This window comes from uncultured Sanguibacteroides sp. (assembly GCF_900543425.1).
GTDB lineage: Bacteria > Bacteroidota > Bacteroidia > Bacteroidales > Marinifilaceae > Gabonibacter.
The window spans coordinates 16,883-35,242 of sequence record NZ_UQRQ01000030.1; the positions used below are offsets into that span (position 1 = coordinate 16,883).

The 18,360-nt window shown below is 42.5% G+C and carries 19 protein-coding genes and 1 tRNA gene; 15 read left to right on the forward strand and 5 right to left on the reverse strand.

Annotated elements, in window-relative coordinates:
* Positions 1 to 23: 23 nt before the first annotated feature.
* The 5 genes from QZR76_RS12755 to QZR76_RS12775 all read right to left on the reverse strand — a co-directional run bounded on the left by QZR76_RS12755 (position 24) and on the right by QZR76_RS12775 (position 3,933).
* Entirely contained in the window at positions 24 to 479 is a 456-nt protein-coding gene (locus QZR76_RS12755) for a DUF4293 domain-containing protein (protein ID WP_294143196.1), read from the reverse strand.
* A gap of 19 nt (positions 480 to 498) precedes the next feature.
* Positions 499 to 1,377 carry a nucleoside phosphorylase gene (locus QZR76_RS12760; protein ID WP_294143197.1) on the reverse strand — a complete coding sequence of 293 codons (879 nt, stop codon included), beginning with the start codon at positions 1,375 to 1,377 and terminating at the stop codon, positions 499 to 501.
* A 170-nt stretch (positions 1,378 to 1,547) separates the two neighbouring features.
* Entirely contained in the window at positions 1,548 to 3,083 is a 1,536-nt protein-coding gene (gene rny, locus QZR76_RS12765; protein ID WP_294143198.1) for a ribonuclease Y, read from the reverse strand.
* 270 nt (positions 3,084 to 3,353) lie between these two features.
* Complete coding sequence (locus QZR76_RS12770) at positions 3,354 to 3,641, reverse strand: cell division protein ZapA (protein ID WP_294143199.1); 288 nt, start codon at positions 3,639 to 3,641, stop codon at positions 3,354 to 3,356.
* Between the two features lies 1 nt (position 3,642).
* Positions 3,643 to 3,933 (reverse strand): hypothetical protein, encoded by a 291-nt coding sequence (locus QZR76_RS12775; protein WP_294143200.1) that lies wholly within the window; start codon positions 3,931 to 3,933, stop codon positions 3,643 to 3,645.
* Positions 3,934 to 4,036: 103 nt separating this feature from the next.
* Here QZR76_RS12775 and QZR76_RS12780 point away from each other — a divergent pair, with 103 nt between their 5' ends.
* The 15 genes from QZR76_RS12780 to rpoC all read left to right on the forward strand — a co-directional run.
* Positions 4,037 to 5,695, forward strand: a complete 1,659-nt coding sequence (locus QZR76_RS12780) for a M23 family metallopeptidase (protein WP_294143201.1) — start codon at positions 4,037 to 4,039, stop codon at positions 5,693 to 5,695.
* Positions 5,696 to 5,721: 26 nt separating this feature from the next.
* Entirely contained in the window at positions 5,722 to 6,003 is a 282-nt protein-coding gene (locus QZR76_RS12785; RefSeq protein ID WP_294143202.1) for a hypothetical protein, read from the forward strand.
* Positions 6,004 to 6,293: 290 nt separating this feature from the next.
* A complete protein-coding gene (rpsU, locus tag QZR76_RS12790; RefSeq protein ID WP_041504187.1) occupies positions 6,294 to 6,485 on the forward strand; it encodes a 30S ribosomal protein S21 in 192 nt (63 codons plus the stop codon).
* Positions 6,486 to 6,553: 68 nt separating this feature from the next.
* Complete coding sequence (locus QZR76_RS12795; protein WP_294143203.1) at positions 6,554 to 7,465, forward strand: tyrosine-type recombinase/integrase; 912 nt, start codon at positions 6,554 to 6,556, stop codon at positions 7,463 to 7,465.
* A gap of 18 nt (positions 7,466 to 7,483) precedes the next feature.
* On the forward strand, positions 7,484 to 7,780 hold the full coding sequence (gene raiA, locus QZR76_RS12800; RefSeq protein WP_294143204.1) for a ribosome-associated translation inhibitor RaiA: 297 nt from the start codon (positions 7,484 to 7,486) through the stop codon (positions 7,778 to 7,780).
* Between the two features lie 170 nt (positions 7,781 to 7,950).
* Positions 7,951 to 9,138: an elongation factor Tu gene (tuf, locus tag QZR76_RS12805; RefSeq protein ID WP_294143205.1), complete on the forward strand. Its 1,188-nt coding sequence runs from the start codon at positions 7,951 to 7,953 to the stop codon at positions 9,136 to 9,138.
* A gap of 78 nt (positions 9,139 to 9,216) precedes the next feature.
* Positions 9,217 to 9,289: transfer RNA gene (locus tag QZR76_RS12810), tRNA-Trp, on the forward strand.
* A 22-nt stretch (positions 9,290 to 9,311) separates the two neighbouring features.
* Positions 9,312 to 9,503: a preprotein translocase subunit SecE gene (secE, locus tag QZR76_RS12815; RefSeq protein WP_082027514.1), complete on the forward strand. Its 192-nt coding sequence runs from the start codon at positions 9,312 to 9,314 to the stop codon at positions 9,501 to 9,503.
* 20 nt (positions 9,504 to 9,523) lie between these two features.
* Complete coding sequence (gene nusG / locus QZR76_RS12820) at positions 9,524 to 10,072, forward strand: transcription termination/antitermination protein NusG (RefSeq protein ID WP_294143206.1); 549 nt, start codon at positions 9,524 to 9,526, stop codon at positions 10,070 to 10,072.
* Between the two features lie 21 nt (positions 10,073 to 10,093).
* On the forward strand, positions 10,094 to 10,531 hold the full coding sequence (rplK, locus tag QZR76_RS12825) for a 50S ribosomal protein L11 (RefSeq protein ID WP_041504191.1): 438 nt from the start codon (positions 10,094 to 10,096) through the stop codon (positions 10,529 to 10,531).
* Positions 10,532 to 10,555: 24 nt separating this feature from the next.
* Positions 10,556 to 11,251: a 50S ribosomal protein L1 gene (gene rplA, locus QZR76_RS12830; protein WP_294143207.1), complete on the forward strand. Its 696-nt coding sequence runs from the start codon at positions 10,556 to 10,558 to the stop codon at positions 11,249 to 11,251.
* A 30-nt stretch (positions 11,252 to 11,281) separates the two neighbouring features.
* On the forward strand, positions 11,282 to 11,800 hold the full coding sequence (gene rplJ, locus QZR76_RS12835; protein ID WP_294143208.1) for a 50S ribosomal protein L10: 519 nt from the start codon (positions 11,282 to 11,284) through the stop codon (positions 11,798 to 11,800).
* A gap of 42 nt (positions 11,801 to 11,842) precedes the next feature.
* Positions 11,843 to 12,220 carry a 50S ribosomal protein L7/L12 gene (gene rplL / locus QZR76_RS12840; RefSeq protein WP_294143209.1) on the forward strand — a complete coding sequence of 126 codons (378 nt, stop codon included), beginning with the start codon at positions 11,843 to 11,845 and terminating at the stop codon, positions 12,218 to 12,220.
* A 93-nt stretch (positions 12,221 to 12,313) separates the two neighbouring features.
* Positions 12,314 to 16,126, forward strand: coding sequence for a DNA-directed RNA polymerase subunit beta (gene rpoB / locus QZR76_RS12845; protein WP_294143210.1), 3,813 nt, complete (start codon positions 12,314 to 12,316; stop codon positions 16,124 to 16,126).
* A gap of 67 nt (positions 16,127 to 16,193) precedes the next feature.
* On the forward strand, positions 16,194 to 18,360 hold a 2,167-nt coding region (rpoC, locus tag QZR76_RS12850; RefSeq protein ID WP_294143211.1), incomplete at its 3' end, for a DNA-directed RNA polymerase subunit beta'.

The window sequence follows — 18,360 nt, forward strand, 5'->3', positions numbered from 1 at the left end:
GTTTTATTTATTTTGTGAAAGAATTAGCGGATTCGATCGTAAGATCTTAATAGTTTTATATCCTTTACGATGCCTCGTATGGCCATGTATGTAAAAATAATGCAAACGACGGGAAGAATAAAACTGAATTTGTACAATACTGTCGCATCCGATCCGAATTGCCGGATGTGATACCACATCAGAATGGCGGAGCCGATCAACAGGATGATCTCTACGATACAAAGCCTTAATTGTAAAAAACGTTTTTTATACAAGAAGATCGTAATCAAAGGCAATAGAATGGTGAACAGGCTTAAAATAAGTAACGCCCAGTAATAACTTACGAATGAAACTTCCGTACTTTTTTCTACTATGCCGTAGGCAAAAAAGTCGTAATTCGTATCATTGGGAACTACGATTCGGGCGATGGGAACACATAGGGGCAATACCATCAAAATGCCTATTACAAACAGGTATATGGATTGAATTCTTTGTATCATATCAAATAGCTGATTTATATTAACGTGTTAGTTTATCTAAAGTATAGTTTACTAATTTTTCCATATAAGGCTTATAGTCGGGGGATGCATCACCGTTGGCCCGGTTGGCAATGATCAGGCAAATGGTGGCTGCGTGGTGTCCCATGAGGGCAGACAGGCCGGCAATAGCGGCACTCTCCATCTCGTAATTTACGATTTTATGGCCGTTATAGCGAAAACGGGCGATTCGGTCGTTTATTCCCGGCATTTGCAGCGGTAAGCGGAGTACACGTCCTTGGGGACCGTAAAATCCGTTGGCTGTCAATGTTACTCCTTTTACGGTCATGCCTTCCGTGTGTAATTTGTTAACCATTTCCGGAGATGAGTTTACGGCATACGGACGAGCAGCCTGGGGTGTCCATTGGCATTGGCTGATGAATGCATTTTCAAAGGCCGCATCACATATTTTTTCGTTATCCTGATAAAAACGTAGAACTCCGTCGATACCTACACTCATTTCCGAAATAACAAAGGCATGTACGGGGACATCAGCCTGTACGGAACCGGAGGTACCGATTCGTACTATATTTAAAGCTTTCTTTTCCGGTTTAATTTGTTTGGTACTCAAATCGATGTTGGCCAAAGCATCTAATTCGTTCAGCACAATATCGATATTGTCCGTACCGATTCCCGTTGAAACGACTGATAAACGCTTTTGGTGGTAGATTCCGGTAATTGTGTGGAATTCTCGATTACTGCGTGTCAATTCGATCGAGTCAAAACGGGAAGCGATCATTTCTACCCGGGAAGGATCGCCGACAAGCACTACGTTATCCGCTAAGTCTTCAGCGTGTAAATGAAGATGGAAAATTGTTCCGTCTTCGTTCGTGATTAGTTCCGATGATTTAATAGCATTCATAACCTTATTTTTGAGCTACCAAAAATAGTGATATTCATGGTATAAACCAATAAAGCCCCTGCAAAAAGTAAAATAAAAACGATAAACCTGCGGGTTATAAAAAAACGAACCGGAATATTCCGGTTCGTTTTCGGGTGATTTTATGCTTGGATCTGTTTTAGACAGATCGATTATTTCGCGTAGTTGATGGCACGGGTTTCCCGGATAACGGTTACTTTTACCTGTCCGGGATAAGTCATCTCGTCCTGGATGCGTTTAGCGATATCGTAAGAGATTTTCTCGGCTTCCGTGTCGGAAATTTTTTCGCTACCCACCACAACCCGAAGTTCGCGTCCGGCCTGAATGGCATAAGTCTTAACTACTCCGTTGTAAGAGAGAGCCAGGTCTTCCATCTCTTTCAGTCGTTTGATGTAGGATTCCACAACCTCTCTTCTGGCTCCCGGACGTGCTCCTGAAATGGCGTCGCAAGCCTGCACGATCGGGGCTATCAGCGTGGTCATCTCTACCTCTTCGTGGTGAGCTCCGATGGCATTACAGATATCCGGCTTCTCCTTGTATTTTTCAGCTAAGCGCATACCTAATATAGCGTGCGGTAATTCCGGTTCGTCATCGGGTACCTTGCCAATGTCATGGAGAAGTCCGGCCCGTTTGGCCTTTTTCACGTTCAGACCCAATTCTGCGGCCATGATGGCACATAAATTGGCTGTTTCGCGAGCGTGTTGCAATAAGTTTTGTCCATAGGAGGAACGGTATTTCATTTTACCTACCAAGCGGATCAGTTCCGGGTGTAAGCCGTGAATGCCCAAATCTATAGTGGTACGTTTTCCTGTCTCGATGATCTCCTCTTCGATCTGTTTCTTTACTTTGTTAACAACCTCTTCGATACGTGCCGGATGAATTCGCCCGTCTGTTACCAGTTGATGAAGGGAGAGACGCGCAATTTCACGACGTACCGGGTCGAAACCGGATAATACGATAGCTTCCGGGGTATCGTCCACGATGATTTCTACACCGGTGGCGGCCTCCAGCGCCCGGATATTCCGGCCCTCACGACCGATGATCCGTCCTTTTATTTCGTCCGAGTCGATGTGGAAGATAGAAACTGCATTTTCTGTTGCCGTTTCTGTTGCTACCCGTTGAATGGTTTTTATGACTACTTTCTTTGCCTCCATGTTGGCCGTCATTTTAGCCTCCTCCATGATCTCGTTCACGTAAGAGATCGCTTCTGTTTCGGCTTCCTCTTTCAGCGAGTTGATTAATTTTTCTTTGGCTTGATCGGCAGACATACCGGATATGGTTTCCAATTGCTCGATCTGTTGTTTTTTCAATTTTTCCAGCTCGGCATGTTTCTTTTCCCATAACTCTTTTTGTCCTTCGAGTGTTTCTTGCTGAGTTTCGGCTTCTTTAATTTTCCGTTGACACTCTTCTATCTTACGGGCCAATTCAGCATCTCGTTGTTTGAGTTTGTTCTCCGCGAGTAAGATCTTGCTATTTCTGGCGTTAACCTGTTTCTCGTGTTCCGCTTTTATTTGTAAGAATTTTTCTTTGGCTTGAAGGATTTTATCCTTTTTGATTACTTCTGCTTCCGCTTCCGCTTCTTTGATGATATTCTTGCTTCTGTATTTAAGGGTCATATTGATCAGTAAGTACCCGATCGCCAATCCAACCAACAAAGCAATAACACCGGTAATTATTGTTGTTATCATATTTCGATAATTAGATTTAATGTTAATTATATATTGTTTGGTTTTCTATTTTTTATAATAAAAAAACCCGCACTATTTCTCTTTAAAAAACCCCTGTTAGACACGGGTAGAGCTGCCGTTAGATTCAGATTTCCACTGTCCCGAAGGAACTCCGAAGAGTTGAGGCCTATCTTGTGCCAACTAAGCTTTGCTCTAATTGGTTAAGTGTTGAGTTTTCCAGTTAAATACGAAATAATGCGGGTATATCTATTTCTTTTCAAAGAACGCTTTTTACTCTTTTACGAATTCGTCTAACCTTTTGTTCACTTTTTCCAGTTCGTTCAAAATCGGTTCGACATCATTCCGTTGCTCGGCTTCTAACATTTTAGCTGTAAACTGTAGGGCCGTGGCAACTAAAAAATCCATGGGATCAATATTTGAATATTTTTCCCTATATTGAGAAATCTTACCATTAATCAATTGTGCTGCTTTTCTTATTTGCTCCTCTTCTTCTCTCTCTATCGTCAGCGTGCAAATCCGTCCTGCAATATTCACATTAATCGTAAGTTTATCATTCATATTAATTATTCAAAAGAGCAATACATTTATCAATCTCCCGCACCAGTTGGCTAATTCTCATTTTGGCCTCAGAGCTTCCGTCTCCGGTCGAAATAGCATTAGCCACTTTCAAAGCTTTTATATTCTCGTTTAATTTATTGTTCTCGCCTTTCATCTGCTCTATCCGGTTTCTGAGAGCTTGGATCTCCGCTTCCAGATTTTTGTTTTTGTCCAGCGAGGATATATATAGTTTTATTAGTTGTTCAATTTTTAAGTTTAGCTCTTCTATTATGTTTTTTTCTTTTCCTGTCATAACCTAAACTTTACACCACAAAGATAGGACAATTTCTTTTAAATATCAAGAGTGTTGTTATTTTTGCAATGGTTTTGTCATTTTTTATTAGCCGAGATAATTTATGAAAAAAAGAATAATTGTAGTTGCGGGAGTCTTACTCTTTTTATCGTCAGTCGTTTGGGGGCAGTCGCCCGAGTGGTTAAATCCTTTACGCATCAAACCGTTGTTGAGCGGTAATTTCGGCGAGTTGAGGGATGCGCATTTTCATTCCGGTTTGGATTACAAAACGGAAGGACGGGAAGGTTTGCCGGTAATATGCGTGAAAGACGGGGTGTTGGCCCGGGTAAAGGTTTCCGCGACAGGTTACGGGAATGCCTTGTATGTTAAGCATGATGACGGTTATACGACGGTTTACGGGCATTTGCAACGTTTCGTCTCCCGGGTGGAGGAGAAAGTACGGGATATACAATACGCGAAAGAGTCGTTTGCTATCGATGAAAATTTTGAAGCGGAGGCGATCGTGTTTAAAGCGGGAGATACCATTGCTTATAGTGGGAATAGTGGCTCTTCCATGGGACCTCATTTACATTTTGAGGTAAGAAGTACTCGGGACGAACGCCCGTTGAACCCTTTGCTTTTTCTAAAAATAGAAGATAAAATGGGACCTAATCTTCGGGCTTTATACCTCTATGAGTTTTCGGAAGAGGGTGTATTGTCGGGGCGGCGGCATGTTATGGTGAAAAATACAGGAAACAGAAATTACAATGCGGGAAAAGTGCGGCTCCCTGCCGGAAAGATCGGAGTCGGCGTACAGGCTGATGATTACATGAACGGGTCGTGGAATAAATTGGGGTTGTACGAGTTGAAGCTGTGGGCGGGGGGACAATGGGTGTCCCGGATGAAAATGGATACGGTCTCTTTCGATCAAAATGTTTTGGTCAACGAGGTAAAGGATTTTCAACTTTATCGGGAGAATAAGGTCGTTTATACCACGTTTGGAAACTACCGGGGCGAATTACCGGGAGTTTTCACTTCTATTGACCATGGATTTATTACGTTGTACCCGGATAGTACTCTTCAGGTTCGTTTGGAGTTGCGGGATATAAACGGCAATGTTTCCAAGCTTTTTTTTGAGTTAATCGGGAGGGAGAAGGAGAGAGAAATTGAACGTACGGGAAAAGTGGTTTGGAATAACCGGGAAGAACATCGGGTGGTTTGTGGAAATTATGTGCTGGAATTGGAAGCGGATGCATTGCAATATCCGATTTCGTGCGAACCGCAACTTGTTTCTTGCCGCAGGGACAGCATTGAGACGATGGAGGTGTTTTGTTTGTCGAAAGAGGAATGGCCTTTGTTGAAGAGGGGAAAATTGCAGGTGAAGGGTTTATTTGCGGAGAAAAGCGTATTGTGTTTGGTCGGAAAGGGAGAAAAGTTACTGCCGATGAAAACCTGGCAGTCGGATTCGGGACTTGCGGCTTATCCTAACGTGTTGGGGCGCTACACGGTAAGTAGGGATACTGTGGCTCCTCTGATTGATTACTTGGGAAAGGTTGCCGGGAAAAGAGTCCGTTTTAAAATAAAGGACGAGTTGACAGGAATCGCTTCTTACCGGGTTGAGGTGAACGGAAAATGGTGTCTGTTTTCTTATGATGCCAAAAAGGATATCTTAGAGGGCCGTTTAAGCGAACCCGCTTTTGTGAAGGGAAAGAATAAGGTGGTGTTAAAGGTGACGGATGGTGTGGGAAATATTGCTACCTTTGAAACCTATATTATAAAATAAAAGTATTATCATAAAAAGTATATTATATGAATACAATAATAGAAAAAGCCAGAGGGTTAGTAAAAGAGAAAAAAACGGATGAGGCTATCGTCTTACTGGAAAAACAGGTGGTCGGAGAAAAAGAGGGGCCGGAAGAGATTTTGATGGAGTTGGGGATTATTTATAACGGTAAGGCCGATTTTACCCAGGCTTTAAATTATTTTAATGCCGTGTTGCGGCTGAATCCGGATAACGGTAAAGCTCGTACCTATGTAAATATGATCAACGGTATTCTGGATTATTATTGTAAGGATCTATTGAATCCCTGATCGTATCGTGTGAAAAATAAGGAGGAAAAATGCAGATGCGGTAAAATGGGTAGCGACAGATCGTTGAAAGTAGATTTTTATTTCGTGCGTTGCAATTCTCGATTAATTCATTTACCTTTGCGGCAGTTTTCGAATTGTTAAATTTACGTTTCAATCCGCTTGAAAGGGGGTGGTCGATTATTTTTGAGATAGAAGAAATGATATAATATTCATCAAGAAAGAGGACACACGGGTGTGTCGTCGGTTATTTTTTTTAGTAAATAAATTATTCATTTTAAAAATAAAAGATCATGATTATAGTTCCATTAAAAGAAGGCGAGAATATTGAAAGAGCGTTGAAAAAATTCAAGAGAAAATTCGAGAAAACCGGTGTTATTAAAGAATTAAGAGACCGTCAGGCTTTCACGAAACCTTCCGTAAGAAATCGTATGGCTCGTATGAAAGCTGCTTATCGTCAATCGTTGCAACAGGCAGAAGAATAAAAGACTTACATAATTTTGTTTTTCAAAAACAAAAAGCGTAATTTAGTTACGTCTTTAAAATTTTGAAAATGATGCAACTCCAGGCTTTTTTAGATTATCTGAGTCGTGTAAAAAGGTATTCTCCTCGCACGATAGAGGCATACGAGATGGATTTGCGTCAATTTTTCGATTATTGTAAGTTGAGCGATTCGGAGGAGGATATTTTAAAAATAACTACCAAGTTAGTGAGGGGATGGGTTATGGCGGAGATGAGTGGGGGAATGCGAAAAGTTGGGATCGGGAAAAAACTGAAAGCTACTTCCGGAAAACGAAAATTGAGTAGTGTAAATGCTTTTTTTCGTTTTTTGCTAAAGGAGGGAGTGTTGGAAGTAAATCCGGCGGAGGGAATTAGTGGTCCTAAAACGGCTAAACGATTACCTGTTTTCGTGAAAGAAGAGGAGATGGCCGCGATATTGGAAATGGGAGAAGGGGAAGGAGATTTTCCTTGCCTGCGCGATTGGTTGATTTTGTTGATGGCTTACGATACGGGGATGAGGCGTTCGGAAATAGTAGGGTTGAAGGTGTCTGATATCGATTTTCCCCGTCGGTGTATCCGGGTAACGGGGAAAGGAAACAAACAACGGGAGATTCCGGTCGTGGATGAGTTGGAGAAGGCGATGACGTATTATTTGGAGAGGAGGAAAGAGGTTGTTGTTCAGGAGCACGGCTTTTTTTTCGTGACCAATAGAGGTTTGCCTATCTACGATAAGTTCGTTTATCGGCTGGTTACCGAGAAACTGTCGAAAGATACCACTCTTTCCAAGAGAAGTCCACATGTATTGCGTCACTCTTTTGCGACTCACCTGTTGAATAACGGAGCGTCCATAGAGGGGATTCGGGAACTTTTAGGGCATTCGAGTCTGGCTGCCACCCAAGTCTACACGCACAACTCGGTAGAGAGTATGTTGAAGATTTTTAAACAAGCTCACCCACGAGCATAAATTATAGGAGGAAACGGTATGGAAATTAGAATTAATCCTGTAGGTTTTTCAGTAAATCCGGTTTTGGAAGAGTTGATCAATAAAAAATTCTCAAAACTGGAAAGGTATCACGACGGCATTATCGCGATTGTGGTGACGTTGAAATTGGAGAAGGATGACAATCTTGAAAACAAGTTAATGGAAGTGCGCGTCGATGTGAAGGGACAGGAAGTTTTCGTTAAGAAAAATGCTAAAACTTTTGAAGAGACGGTGGATGAGTTGTACGACGTGTTGAAGCGTCAATTGACAAAGGCGAAGGAAAAGAGAGAAAATTAAAAAAATGATCTCATTTATTGTGAGATATGATTTTTAATTTGTACATTTGCAAGCCAAATTAAATGGGATTTCTCGCCTTGTTTGATCAAGAATCAGATAAACAGCGAGTTACTTGCATGAATATAGAGTTATTGTGATAAATTGTTTAATAATAAAATTGTTTTAGAGTTATGGCTAAAGAACATTTTGACAGGTCAAAACCACACGTAAATATTGGTACTATCGGTCACGTTGACCACGGTAAAACAACCTTGACAGCTGCGATTACGACAGTTTTGGCAAAAAAAGGTCTTTCTGAATTGCGTTCATTCGATTCTATCGACAACGCTCCGGAAGAGAAGGAAAGAGGTATTACCATTAATACTTCGCACGTAGAATATGAAACTGCAAATCGTCACTATGCGCACGTTGACTGTCCGGGACACGCCGACTATGTAAAGAACATGGTTACTGGTGCTGCTCAGATGGACGGTGCAATTCTGGTTTGTGCCGCAACTGATGGTCCGATGCCTCAAACGCGTGAGCATATCCTTTTGGCTCGTCAGGTAAACGTACCGAGAATGGTTGTTTTCTTGAACAAAGTGGATATGGTGGATGACGCTGAAATGTTGGAGTTGGTAGAAATGGAGATGAGAGAGTTGTTGTCTTTCTATGGATATGATGGTGACAATACTCCTATTATCATGGGTTCTGCTCTTGGTGCATTGAATGGAGAGGCTAAATGGGAAGAGAAAGTGATGGAGTTGATGGAGGCTGTTGATACTTGGATTGAAATTCCTGAACGTGCAAAAGATAAACCGTTCTTGATGCCGGTTGAGGACGTATTCTCTATCACCGGTCGTGGTACTGTTGCTACTGGTCGTATCGAGACCGGAGTTGTTCACGTAGGCGATGAGTTGGAAATGATCGGTTTGGGTGCTGACGGAAAGAAAACCGTTTGTACGGGAGTTGAGATGTTCCGTAAACTTTTGGATGACGGAGAAGCTGGTGATAACGTAGGTTTATTGCTTCGCGGTGTTGATAAGAATGAGATCAAACGCGGTATGGTGTTGGCAAAACCGAAATCAGTTACCCCGCATACTAAATTCAAAGCTGAGGTATATATTTTGAAAAAAGAAGAAGGTGGTCGTCACACTCCGTTCCACAACAGATACAGACCGCAGTTCTATATTCGTACATTGGACGTTACCGGAGAGATTACTTTACCGGAAGGACGCGAGATGGTAATGCCTGGTGATAACTTGACCATTACGGTTGATTTGATCACTCCGGTAGCTTGTTCATTAGGTTTGCGTTTCGCTATCCGTGAGGGTGGTAGAACCGTAGGTGCCGGACAGATTACTGAGATCATGGGTTAATGTGATTTGGGTCTGCGTTTTCGCAAACTTATAATCATAAACTACAATAAATTAGGGTCGGCTTCGGCTGACCCTTATACGGGAGTGGCTCAGTTGGTAGAGCATCGGTCTCCAAAACCGAGGGTCGGGAGTTCGAACCTCTCCTCCCGTGCAATTTAAAAAGAAAGAAACAGATGAGAATTAAAAGTTATATATCAGACGTTTACAACGAACTGGTAAATAAAGTATCCTGGCCTACGTGGTCTGAACTCCAGAGTAGTGCAACGATTGTGATGATTGCTTCCGTTATCATAGCCCTTTGCATATTCGCTATGGACTTTTCGTTCAGGCATATTATGACAGGTATATATAGTTTGTTTTATTAAAAATCTTGGAGGTCTGACACATGGCTGAAATTAAAAAAAGATGGTATGTACTTCGAACAATTGGAGGCAAGGAGAAAAAGGTAAAGGAGTACATCGAAAATGAAATTGCCAGTTTAGGGCTTCAGGACTATGTTTCACAGGTTTTGGTGCCTGCCGAGAAGGTATATCAAGTACGTAACGGGAAGAAATTCAGTAGTGAACGGAATTTATATCCGGGTTATGTATTGATAGAGGCTGCTCTTGTTGGTGAAATTCCCCACATGCTTCGTGATATTACGAACGTGATTGGCTTCCTGGGGGAGACCAAGGGAGGAGATCCTGTACCGATGCGCCAAGCGGAGGTAAACCGGATTTTAGGTACGGTGGATGAACTTGCGGAACAACCAGAGGAAATAAGTATCCCTTATTTCGTGGGCGAGTCGGTTAAGGTGACCGACGGACCTTTTAACGGTTTTACCGGTGTGATAGAGGAGGTGAATTCGGATAAGAAGAGATTAAAAGTAATTGTTAAAATCTTCGGACGTAAAACACCACTCGAACTAAGTTTCATGCAGGTAGAAAAAGAATAACAATTATTGATTAAAAAAATCATGGCAAAAGAAGTTGAAGCAATTATCAAGCTACAAATTAAAGCCGGAGCAGCAAATCCTTCTCCTCCAGTAGGTCCTGCGTTAGGTTCAAAAGGGGTCAATATCATGGACTTCTGCAAGCAATTCAATGCGAGAACTCAGGATCAGGCAGGAAAGATTATCCCGGTGATTATTCAGGTGTACGGTGATAAGTCATTTGATTTTATCACGAAACAACCTCCTGTTGCTGTTCAGCTTTTGGAAGTAGCCAAATTGAAATCCGGATCTGCAGAGCCTAACCGTAAAAAGGTGGCTTCTATTACTTGGGCTCAAGTAAAAGAGATTGCAGAGTCTAAGATGAAAGATTTGAATGCTTTTGAAGTAGAGAAAGCGATGAGTATGGTAGCTGGTACTGCCAGAAGTATGGGTATCACTGTTGACGGTGAGAGACCTTTTTAATGAATTTGTAATACTTCAAACGTAATGAGTAGACTGACAAAAAATAAGAAGTTAGCTTTAGAAAAGATCGAAGGTGGAAAAGTGTATTCTATCGACGAGGCTGCACAACTTGTAAAAGAGATTACTTTTACCAAGTTTGATGCGTCAGTAGACCTGGACGTTCGATTAGGAGTAGATCCGCGTAAAGCCAATCAAATGGTGCGCGGTGTATGTACTTTACCTCATGGTACCGGAAAAGAAGTAAGAGTATTGGTTTTATGTACGCCTGACAAGGTGGATGAAGCTAAGGCTGCCGGTGCGGATTACGTGGGATTGGATGATTATATCGAGAAAATCAAAGGTGGTTGGACCGATGTGGATATCATCATTACTATGCCTTCCGTGATGGGTAAAGTAGGTGCTCTTGGTAGAATATTGGGTCCTCGTGGATTGATGCCAAACCCGAAGAGCGGTACGGTAACTCCGGAAATCGGAAAAGCTGTTACTGAAGTAAAGCAAGGTAAGATCGACTTTAAGGTTGACAAATTTGGTATTATTCACGCCTCTATAGGTAAAGTATCATTTGATGCCGTTAAAATTTTAGAAAACGCGAGAGAATTCTTGAACGTGATCAACAAATTGAAACCGGCAGCAGCAAAAGGAACCTATGTTAAGAGTGTATATCTGTCAAGTACGATGAGTCCCGGTATTCAAGTAGAACCAAAGTCATTACTTGATTAATTTTGTAACCTTAAAAAGGACCTCAGTAGTATGAAAAAAGAAGAGAAAAAAGTCATTATAGACAGCTTGACGGAGCAGGTTAACGAATATAAGCATCTTTATGTAGCCGATATTGCGGGTTTGGATGCAGTCGCCACTCAGGCGTTGCGCAGGGCTTGTTTTGACGCTAACATAAAGCTTATACAGGTTAAAAACACCTTATTGAAAAAGGCTCTTGAGAACGCTAACAACAATTACGAGGAGATCTTCGTTTCTTTGAAAGGAAGTAGCGCCGTGATGTTGAGCGAGACAGGTAATGCTCCTGCCAAATTGATCAAAGAGTTCCGTAAAGATAAGGATAAACCCGCATTTAAAGCCGCTTTCGTTGAGGAATGCGCTTATGTAGGCGAAAATCAATTAGACGCGTTGATCAATATTAAGTCTAAGGAAGAGTTGATTGGGGATATCATCTTGATGCTTCAATCTCCGATGCAGAACGTTATTTCTGCTTTGCAATCCGGACAAAATACGATCGCGGGTGTTGTTAAGACACTGTCTGAAAAAGAATAATTTTTTAAGTTAAGTAACAAACAATTTTAAATTAGTATAGAAATGGCAGATTTGAAAAAACTTGCAGAAGAGCTAGTAAACCTTACCGTAAAAGACGTAAAAGAATTAGCTGACATTTTAAAAGAAGAGTACGGAATCGAACCTGCAGCTGCTGCTGTAGCTGTTGCTGCTCCTGCAGCTGGTGGTGCTGCTGCCGCTGAAGCAGAGCAAACTGAATTCGATGTAATTCTTAAATCAGCTGGTGCTGCTAAATTAGCTGTTGTTAAGTTAGTGAAAGAATTGACCGGTCTTGGATTGAAAGAGGCTAAAGAAGTAGTTGACAAGGCTCCGGCTCCATTGAAAGAAAAAGTTTCTAAAGAAGAAGCTAACTCATTGAAAGCTCAATTAGAAGAAGCAGGAGCTGAAGTTGAACTTAAATAAGGTATAAAACCGGTAGGTTTTTAGGTTTAGAGTCTTACGCGGACTCTAAACCATTTTGTTGTTATGATTGTTTAGGTTCAAAAAAAATAATAGATGTCTTCATATAATTCAAACAATAGAATAAGCTTTGCATCGATAAAAAATCAGCTGGAATACCCTGATTTTCTTGAGGTGCAGTTGAAGTCTTTCAAGGACTTTTTTCAATTAGGTACCACGCCTGAGAACAGAAAGAATGAAGGCCTTTACACGGTTTTCAAGGAAAATTTTCCTATAACTGATACACGGAACAACTTTGTTTTGGAATTTTTGGACTATTTTATAGATCCGCCCCGCTACACGATCGAGGAGTGTCTGAGTCAGGGATTGACTTTCGGCGCACCCTTGAAAGCGAAGTTAAAGTTGTACTGTACAGACCCGGAACATGAAGATTTTGATACCGTTATCGAGGATGTATATTTAGGGAATGTTCCTTACATGACTCCGAAGGGTACTTTCGTGATCAATGGAGCAGAGCGAGTGGTAGTTTCTCAGTTACACAGGTCTCCCGGCGTTTTCTTCGGGCAAAGTATCCACGCGAATGGTACGAAGCTTTATTCCGCGAGAATTATTCCGTTCAAGGGTTCATGGATCGAGTTCGCCACGGACATCAATAACGTGATGTACGCGTATATCGACCGGAAGAAAAAATTGCCCGTGACAACTCTTTTGAGAGCGATCGGGTTTGAAACGGATAAGGATATCCTTGAGATATTCGGTCTTGCAGATGAAGTCAATGTTTCCCGTACGGGGTTGAAGAAAGTCGTTGGCAGACGTTTGGCTGCTCGTGTTTTGAAATCTTGGATTGAAGATTTCGTTGATGAAGATACCGGTGAAGTTGTTTCTATCGAGCGTAACGAGATTATCGTTGATCGTGAAACAGTGCTGGAGCCTGAGCATATTGATGCGATTGTTGAGTCAGGTGCGAAGACGATCCTTCTTCACAAGGAGATGCAAAATTTGGCGGATTATGCCATTATATATAACACGTTACAAAAAGACCCGTGTAACTCGGAGAAAGAGGCCGTGTTGCATATCTACAGGCAGTTGCGTAGTTCGGAGCCACCTGATGAAGCTACTGCTCGCGATGTGATCGACAAGTTGTTCTTCTCTGATAAACGTTATGATTTGGGTGACGTGGGACGTTACAAGTTAAACAAAAAATTGGGACTTGCAACAGATCCGGATATCCGTGTCTTGACGAAGGAGGATATTATCGAGATCATCAAATATTTGATTCGTTTATTAAACGCCAAGACTGACGTGGACGATATTGACCACTTGAGCAATCGTCGTGTACGTACTGTAGGCGAACAATTATATAATCAATTCGGCGTGGGATTGGCCCGTATGGCCCGTACGATTCGTGAAAGAATGAACGTGCGAGACAACGAGGTATTCACCCCGGTTGATTTGATCAACTCGAAGATTTTGTCTTCCGTGATCAACTCGTTCTTCGGAACGAATGCATTATCTCAGTTTATGGATCAGACGAATCCATTAGCCGAGATTACTCACAAGAGACGTATGTCTGCCTTGGGACCCGGTGGTCTTTCCAGAGATCGTGCAGGATTCGAGGTGCGTGACGTACATTATACTCACTATGGTCGTTTGTGTCCGATCGAAACGCCTGAGGGACCGAATATCGGTTTGATTTCTTCTCTCTGCGTGTACGCTAAGATCAACGATTTAGGATTTATCGAGACTCCTTACCGTAAGGTGAATAATGGTGTTGTGGACCTTTCAGAGGAAGGCGTGCGTTACTATTCAGCCGAGGAAGAGGAGGAATTGGTAATTGCTCAGGCAAATTCTGCTATTGATGAAGATGGCAAGTTTACAAATAAATGGGTAAAAGCCAGAAAGGATGCGGATTTCCCGTTAGCTGCAGGAGAGGATGTCGATTTGATCGATGTTGCCCCGAACCAGATTGCTTCAATTGCAGCTTCTTTGATTCCGTTCTTGGAGCATGATGATGCTAACCGTGCATTGATGGGATCGAACATGATGCGTCAGGCAGTTCCGATTATCTCCCCGCAATCTCCGATCGTGGGAACTGGTTTGGAAGCCAATTTGATCAAGGATTCTAGAACGCAAGTTGTTGCTGAGGGACCGGGAGTGATCGCTTTTGTTGACGGACGCAAAATTGTTGTTAAATATGACCGTACGGAAGAAGAGGCTTTTGTAAGCTTTGAACCCGATACGAAAGAATATTACCTGCCGAAATACCAACGTACAAACCAGAGTACGACGATCACGCTAAAACCGATCGTGAGAAAAGGTCAACGTGTGGAAGAAGGTCAGATATTGACGGAAGGATACTCTTCAGAAAAGGGAGAATTGGCACTCGGACGGAACTTGAAAGTGGCATTTATGCCGTGGAAAGGATACAACTACGAGGATGCTATCGTGATCTCCGAGAATATCGTGCGGAATGATGTCTTTACATCTGTTCACGTGGACGAGTATTCTCTGGAAGTTCGTGAAACGAAACGTGGATTGGAAGAGTTGACGGCTGATATTCCGAACGTAAGTGAGGAGGCCACGAAAGATTTGGATGAAAACGGAATCATTCGCGTAGGGGCTCGTGTTCAACCGGGAGATATCTTGATTGGTAAGATTACCCCGAAAGGAGAGTCTGATCCGAGTCCGGAGGAAAAATTGCTGAGAGCAATCTTCGGTGATAAAGCCGGTGATGTGAAAGATGCTTCATTGAAAGCTTCTCCTTCGTTGAAAGGTGTTATTATTGATAAGAAGTTGTTCCAGCGTACGGTAAGTGATCGGAAAACGAAAGCTGCCGGCAAGAATCTTTTGGCTGAACTGGATGAACAATTCCAACGTAAAGTCGGGGATTTGACTACTTTATTGATCGACAAATTATTCGAGTTGGTAAATGGTAAGACTTCACAAGGCGTGAAGAATTACTTGAACGAGGATATTGTTCCGAAGGGCGTGAAGTTCTCTTACAAGATGTTGCAGAACATGGACTTCTTGCAGATCAACCCGAACAAATGGACGACCGATAAGCAGAGAAACGATATGATTCGTGACTTGTTGCATAACTATATCATCAAGTACAAGGAGATCGAAGGTCAGATTAAACGTAAGAAGTATAACGCTACCGTTGGTGACGAACTTCCTTCCGGAATTATCAAGATGGCTAAGGTTTACGTGGCTAAGAAACGTAAATTGCAAATCGGTGATAAGATGGCAGGACGTCACGGTAATAAGGGTATTGTATCCCGCGTGGTAAGGGTAGAGGATATGCCGTTCTTGTCTGATGGAACTCCGGTTGATATTTGTTTGAACCCGCTGGGTGTGCCTTCCCGTATGAACTTGGGACAGGTGTTTGAAACCGTGTTGGGTTGGGCCGGAAAGAATTTAGGATTGAAGTTTGCAACTCCTATTTTCGATGGTGCCTCTTTGGACGATATCAACAAATACACGGACGAGGCAGGTGTGCCTAGATTCGGGACCACCTATCTGTATGACGGTGGAACGGGAGAACGTTTCGACCAGCCGGCAACCGTGGGTGTGATCTATATGTTGAAATTGGGACACATGGTTGATGACAAGATGCATGCTCGTTCTATCGGACCCTATTCGTTGATCACGCAGCAACCTCTTGGAGGTAAAGCTCAGTTCGGAGGTCAGCGTTTCGGAGAGATGGAGGTTTGGGCTCTAGAGGCTTTCGGAGCATCACACATCTTACAGGAAATCTTGACCGTGAAGTCTGATGACGTGATGGGTAGAACCAAAACTTACGAGCATATCGTGAAAGGTGAACCTCTTCCGACACCCGGAATTCCGGAATCATTCAACGTATTGTTGCATGAACTTCGCGGGTTGGGATTGAGCGTTAATTTAATATAATTGTTGATTTATGATTTTAGATTTACATGGATTGTAAATCTAAAATCTAAAATCTAAAATCTAAAATATGGCCTTCAGAAAAGACAATAAAGTAAAAAATTTTACTAAGATCGCTATTGGATTGGCTTCCCCGGAAGAAATTCTGGAACGGTCCAGTGGTGCTGTATTAAAACCGGAGACGATTAACTATCGTACTTACAAACCCGAACGCGACGGTTTGTTCTGCGAACGAATCTTCGGTCCGGTGAAGGATTACGAATGTCATTGCGGTAAATATAAACGTATCCGTTACAAGGGTATCGTTTGTGACCGTTGTGGTGTTGAGGTTACGGAGAAGAAGGTTAGACGTGAGCGTATGGGACATATCCAGTTGGTGGTTCCGGTGGCTCATATCTGGTATTTCAAGTCGTTGCCAAATAAAATCGGTTACTTGTTAGGGTTACCTTCCAAGAAACTGGATACCGTTATTTACTACGAGAGATACGTGGTTGTAAACCCCGGTATCATGGGGGATTCCGGTATCAAAACGATGGATTTCCTGACGGAAGAAGAGTATTTGGATATTCTGGATAAGCTTCCGACAGATAATCAATATCTGGATGATGATGATCCAAATAAGTTTATTGCCAAGATGGGGGCGGAAGCTATTTCCATGTTGTTGGAACGTCTGAATTTGGATGATCTTTCATACGATTTAAGAAATAAAGCTAACACGGAGACCTCTCAACAGAGAAAGAATGAGGCTTTGAAGCGTCTTCAGGTAGTAGAGGCTTTCCGCGAAAGTAAAGAAATTAATAAACCGGAATGGATGATCGTGAAGGTGTTGTCTGTAATACCGCCCGAGTTGCGTCCGTTGGTTCCGTTGGATGGTGGTCGTTTTGCGACTTCCGATTTGAACGATTTGTACAGACGGGTAATCATCCGTAACAATCGTTTGAAGAGATTGATCGAGATCAAGGCTCCGGATGTAATCTTGCGTAATGAAAAACGTATGTTACAAGAGGCCGTAGATTCATTATTTGATAACTCTCGTAAATCCAATGCGGTTAAGATTGAAAATAACAGACCGTTAAAGTCTCTTTCCGACAGTTTGAAAGGTAAACAAGGGCGTTTCCGTCAGAACTTGTTGGGTAAGCGTGTTGACTACTCTGCACGTTCGGTAATCGTTGTAGGTCCGGACTTGAAGATGCACGAGTGTGGTCTTCCGAAAGATATGGCGGCTGAATTGTATATGCCGTTTATTATCCGTAAGCTGATCGAGCGTGGTATCGTGAAGACGGTGAAGAGTGCCAAGAAGATCGTGGATCGTCGTGATCCGATCGTTTGGGATATTCTTGAAAACGTGTTGAAAGGTCACCCGGTATTGTTAAACCGAGCCCCGACCCTGCACCGATTGGGTATTCAGGCATTCCAACCGAAATTGATCGAGGGTAAAGCAATCCGTTTGCACCCATTGGCTTGTACCGGATTCAACGCCGACTTCGACGGTGACCAGATGGCTGTACACTTACCATTAGGTAATGAGGCCGTGCTGGAAGCTCAGATTTTAATGTTGTGTTCTCATAACATTTTGAATCCGGCTAATGGTGCGCCTATCACGGTGCCTTCTCAGGATATGGTACTCGGTTTATACTATATCACGAAACCGAGAAAGGGCGTGAAGGGTGAAGGATTGAAGTTCTATTCTCCGGAGGAAGTGATTATCGCTTTCAACGAGAGAGCTGTAGACTTGCATGCTGAAATCGAGGTGAAGATTGATAACGTGGACAAGGACGGTCAACCGATCAGACATATGATCAAAACGACGGTTGGTCGTGTGATTTTGAACCAGTTCACCCCGAAAAACTATCCTTATATCAATACGTTGATTACGAAAAAAGCGTTGCGTGACATTATCGGTGACGTGTTCAAACGTTGCGGTGTGGACGTGACGGCTAAATTCTTGGATGATATTAAGGATTTGGGGTATCGTAAAGCATTTGAGGGTGGTTTGTCTTTCAACTTGGGAGACGTTATTGTTCCGGAGAACAAACAAGATTTGTTACAAGAAGGATACGATCAGGTTGAAGAGGTAATGGCGAACTATAACATGGGATTCATTACCAATAATGAAAGATATAACCAGATTATTGATATTTGGACACACGTGAATGCGAACCTGACCGCCACGTTGATGAAACAATTGGCAGCGGACGACCAAGGATTCAATTCTATCTATATGATGTTGGATTCCG

Coding starts and splice junctions, on each gene's coding strand:
- QZR76_RS12755 (WP_294143196.1), bottom strand. CDS start 479: ATGATACAAAGAATTCAATCCATATACCTGTTTGTAATAGGCATTTTG.
- QZR76_RS12760 (WP_294143197.1), bottom strand. CDS start 1,377: ATGAATGCTATTAAATCATCGGAACTAATCACGAACGAAGACGGAACA.
- rny (WP_294143198.1), bottom strand. CDS start 3,083: ATGATAACAACAATAATTACCGGTGTTATTGCTTTGTTGGTTGGATTG.
- QZR76_RS12770 (WP_294143199.1), bottom strand. CDS start 3,641: ATGAATGATAAACTTACGATTAATGTGAATATTGCAGGACGGATTTGC.
- QZR76_RS12775 (WP_294143200.1), bottom strand. CDS start 3,933: ATGACAGGAAAAGAAAAAAACATAATAGAAGAGCTAAACTTAAAAATT.
- QZR76_RS12780 (WP_294143201.1), top strand. CDS start 4,037: ATGAAAAAAAGAATAATTGTAGTTGCGGGAGTCTTACTCTTTTTATCG.
- QZR76_RS12785 (WP_294143202.1), top strand. CDS start 5,722: ATGAATACAATAATAGAAAAAGCCAGAGGGTTAGTAAAAGAGAAAAAA.
- rpsU (WP_041504187.1), top strand. CDS start 6,294: ATGATTATAGTTCCATTAAAAGAAGGCGAGAATATTGAAAGAGCGTTG.
- QZR76_RS12795 (WP_294143203.1), top strand. CDS start 6,554: ATGATGCAACTCCAGGCTTTTTTAGATTATCTGAGTCGTGTAAAAAGG.
- raiA (WP_294143204.1), top strand. CDS start 7,484: ATGGAAATTAGAATTAATCCTGTAGGTTTTTCAGTAAATCCGGTTTTG.
- tuf (WP_294143205.1), top strand. CDS start 7,951: ATGGCTAAAGAACATTTTGACAGGTCAAAACCACACGTAAATATTGGT.
- secE (WP_082027514.1), top strand. CDS start 9,312: ATGAGAATTAAAAGTTATATATCAGACGTTTACAACGAACTGGTAAAT.
- nusG (WP_294143206.1), top strand. CDS start 9,524: ATGGCTGAAATTAAAAAAAGATGGTATGTACTTCGAACAATTGGAGGC.
- rplK (WP_041504191.1), top strand. CDS start 10,094: ATGGCAAAAGAAGTTGAAGCAATTATCAAGCTACAAATTAAAGCCGGA.
- rplA (WP_294143207.1), top strand. CDS start 10,556: ATGAGTAGACTGACAAAAAATAAGAAGTTAGCTTTAGAAAAGATCGAA.
- rplJ (WP_294143208.1), top strand. CDS start 11,282: ATGAAAAAAGAAGAGAAAAAAGTCATTATAGACAGCTTGACGGAGCAG.
- rplL (WP_294143209.1), top strand. CDS start 11,843: ATGGCAGATTTGAAAAAACTTGCAGAAGAGCTAGTAAACCTTACCGTA.
- rpoB (WP_294143210.1), top strand. CDS start 12,314: ATGTCTTCATATAATTCAAACAATAGAATAAGCTTTGCATCGATAAAA.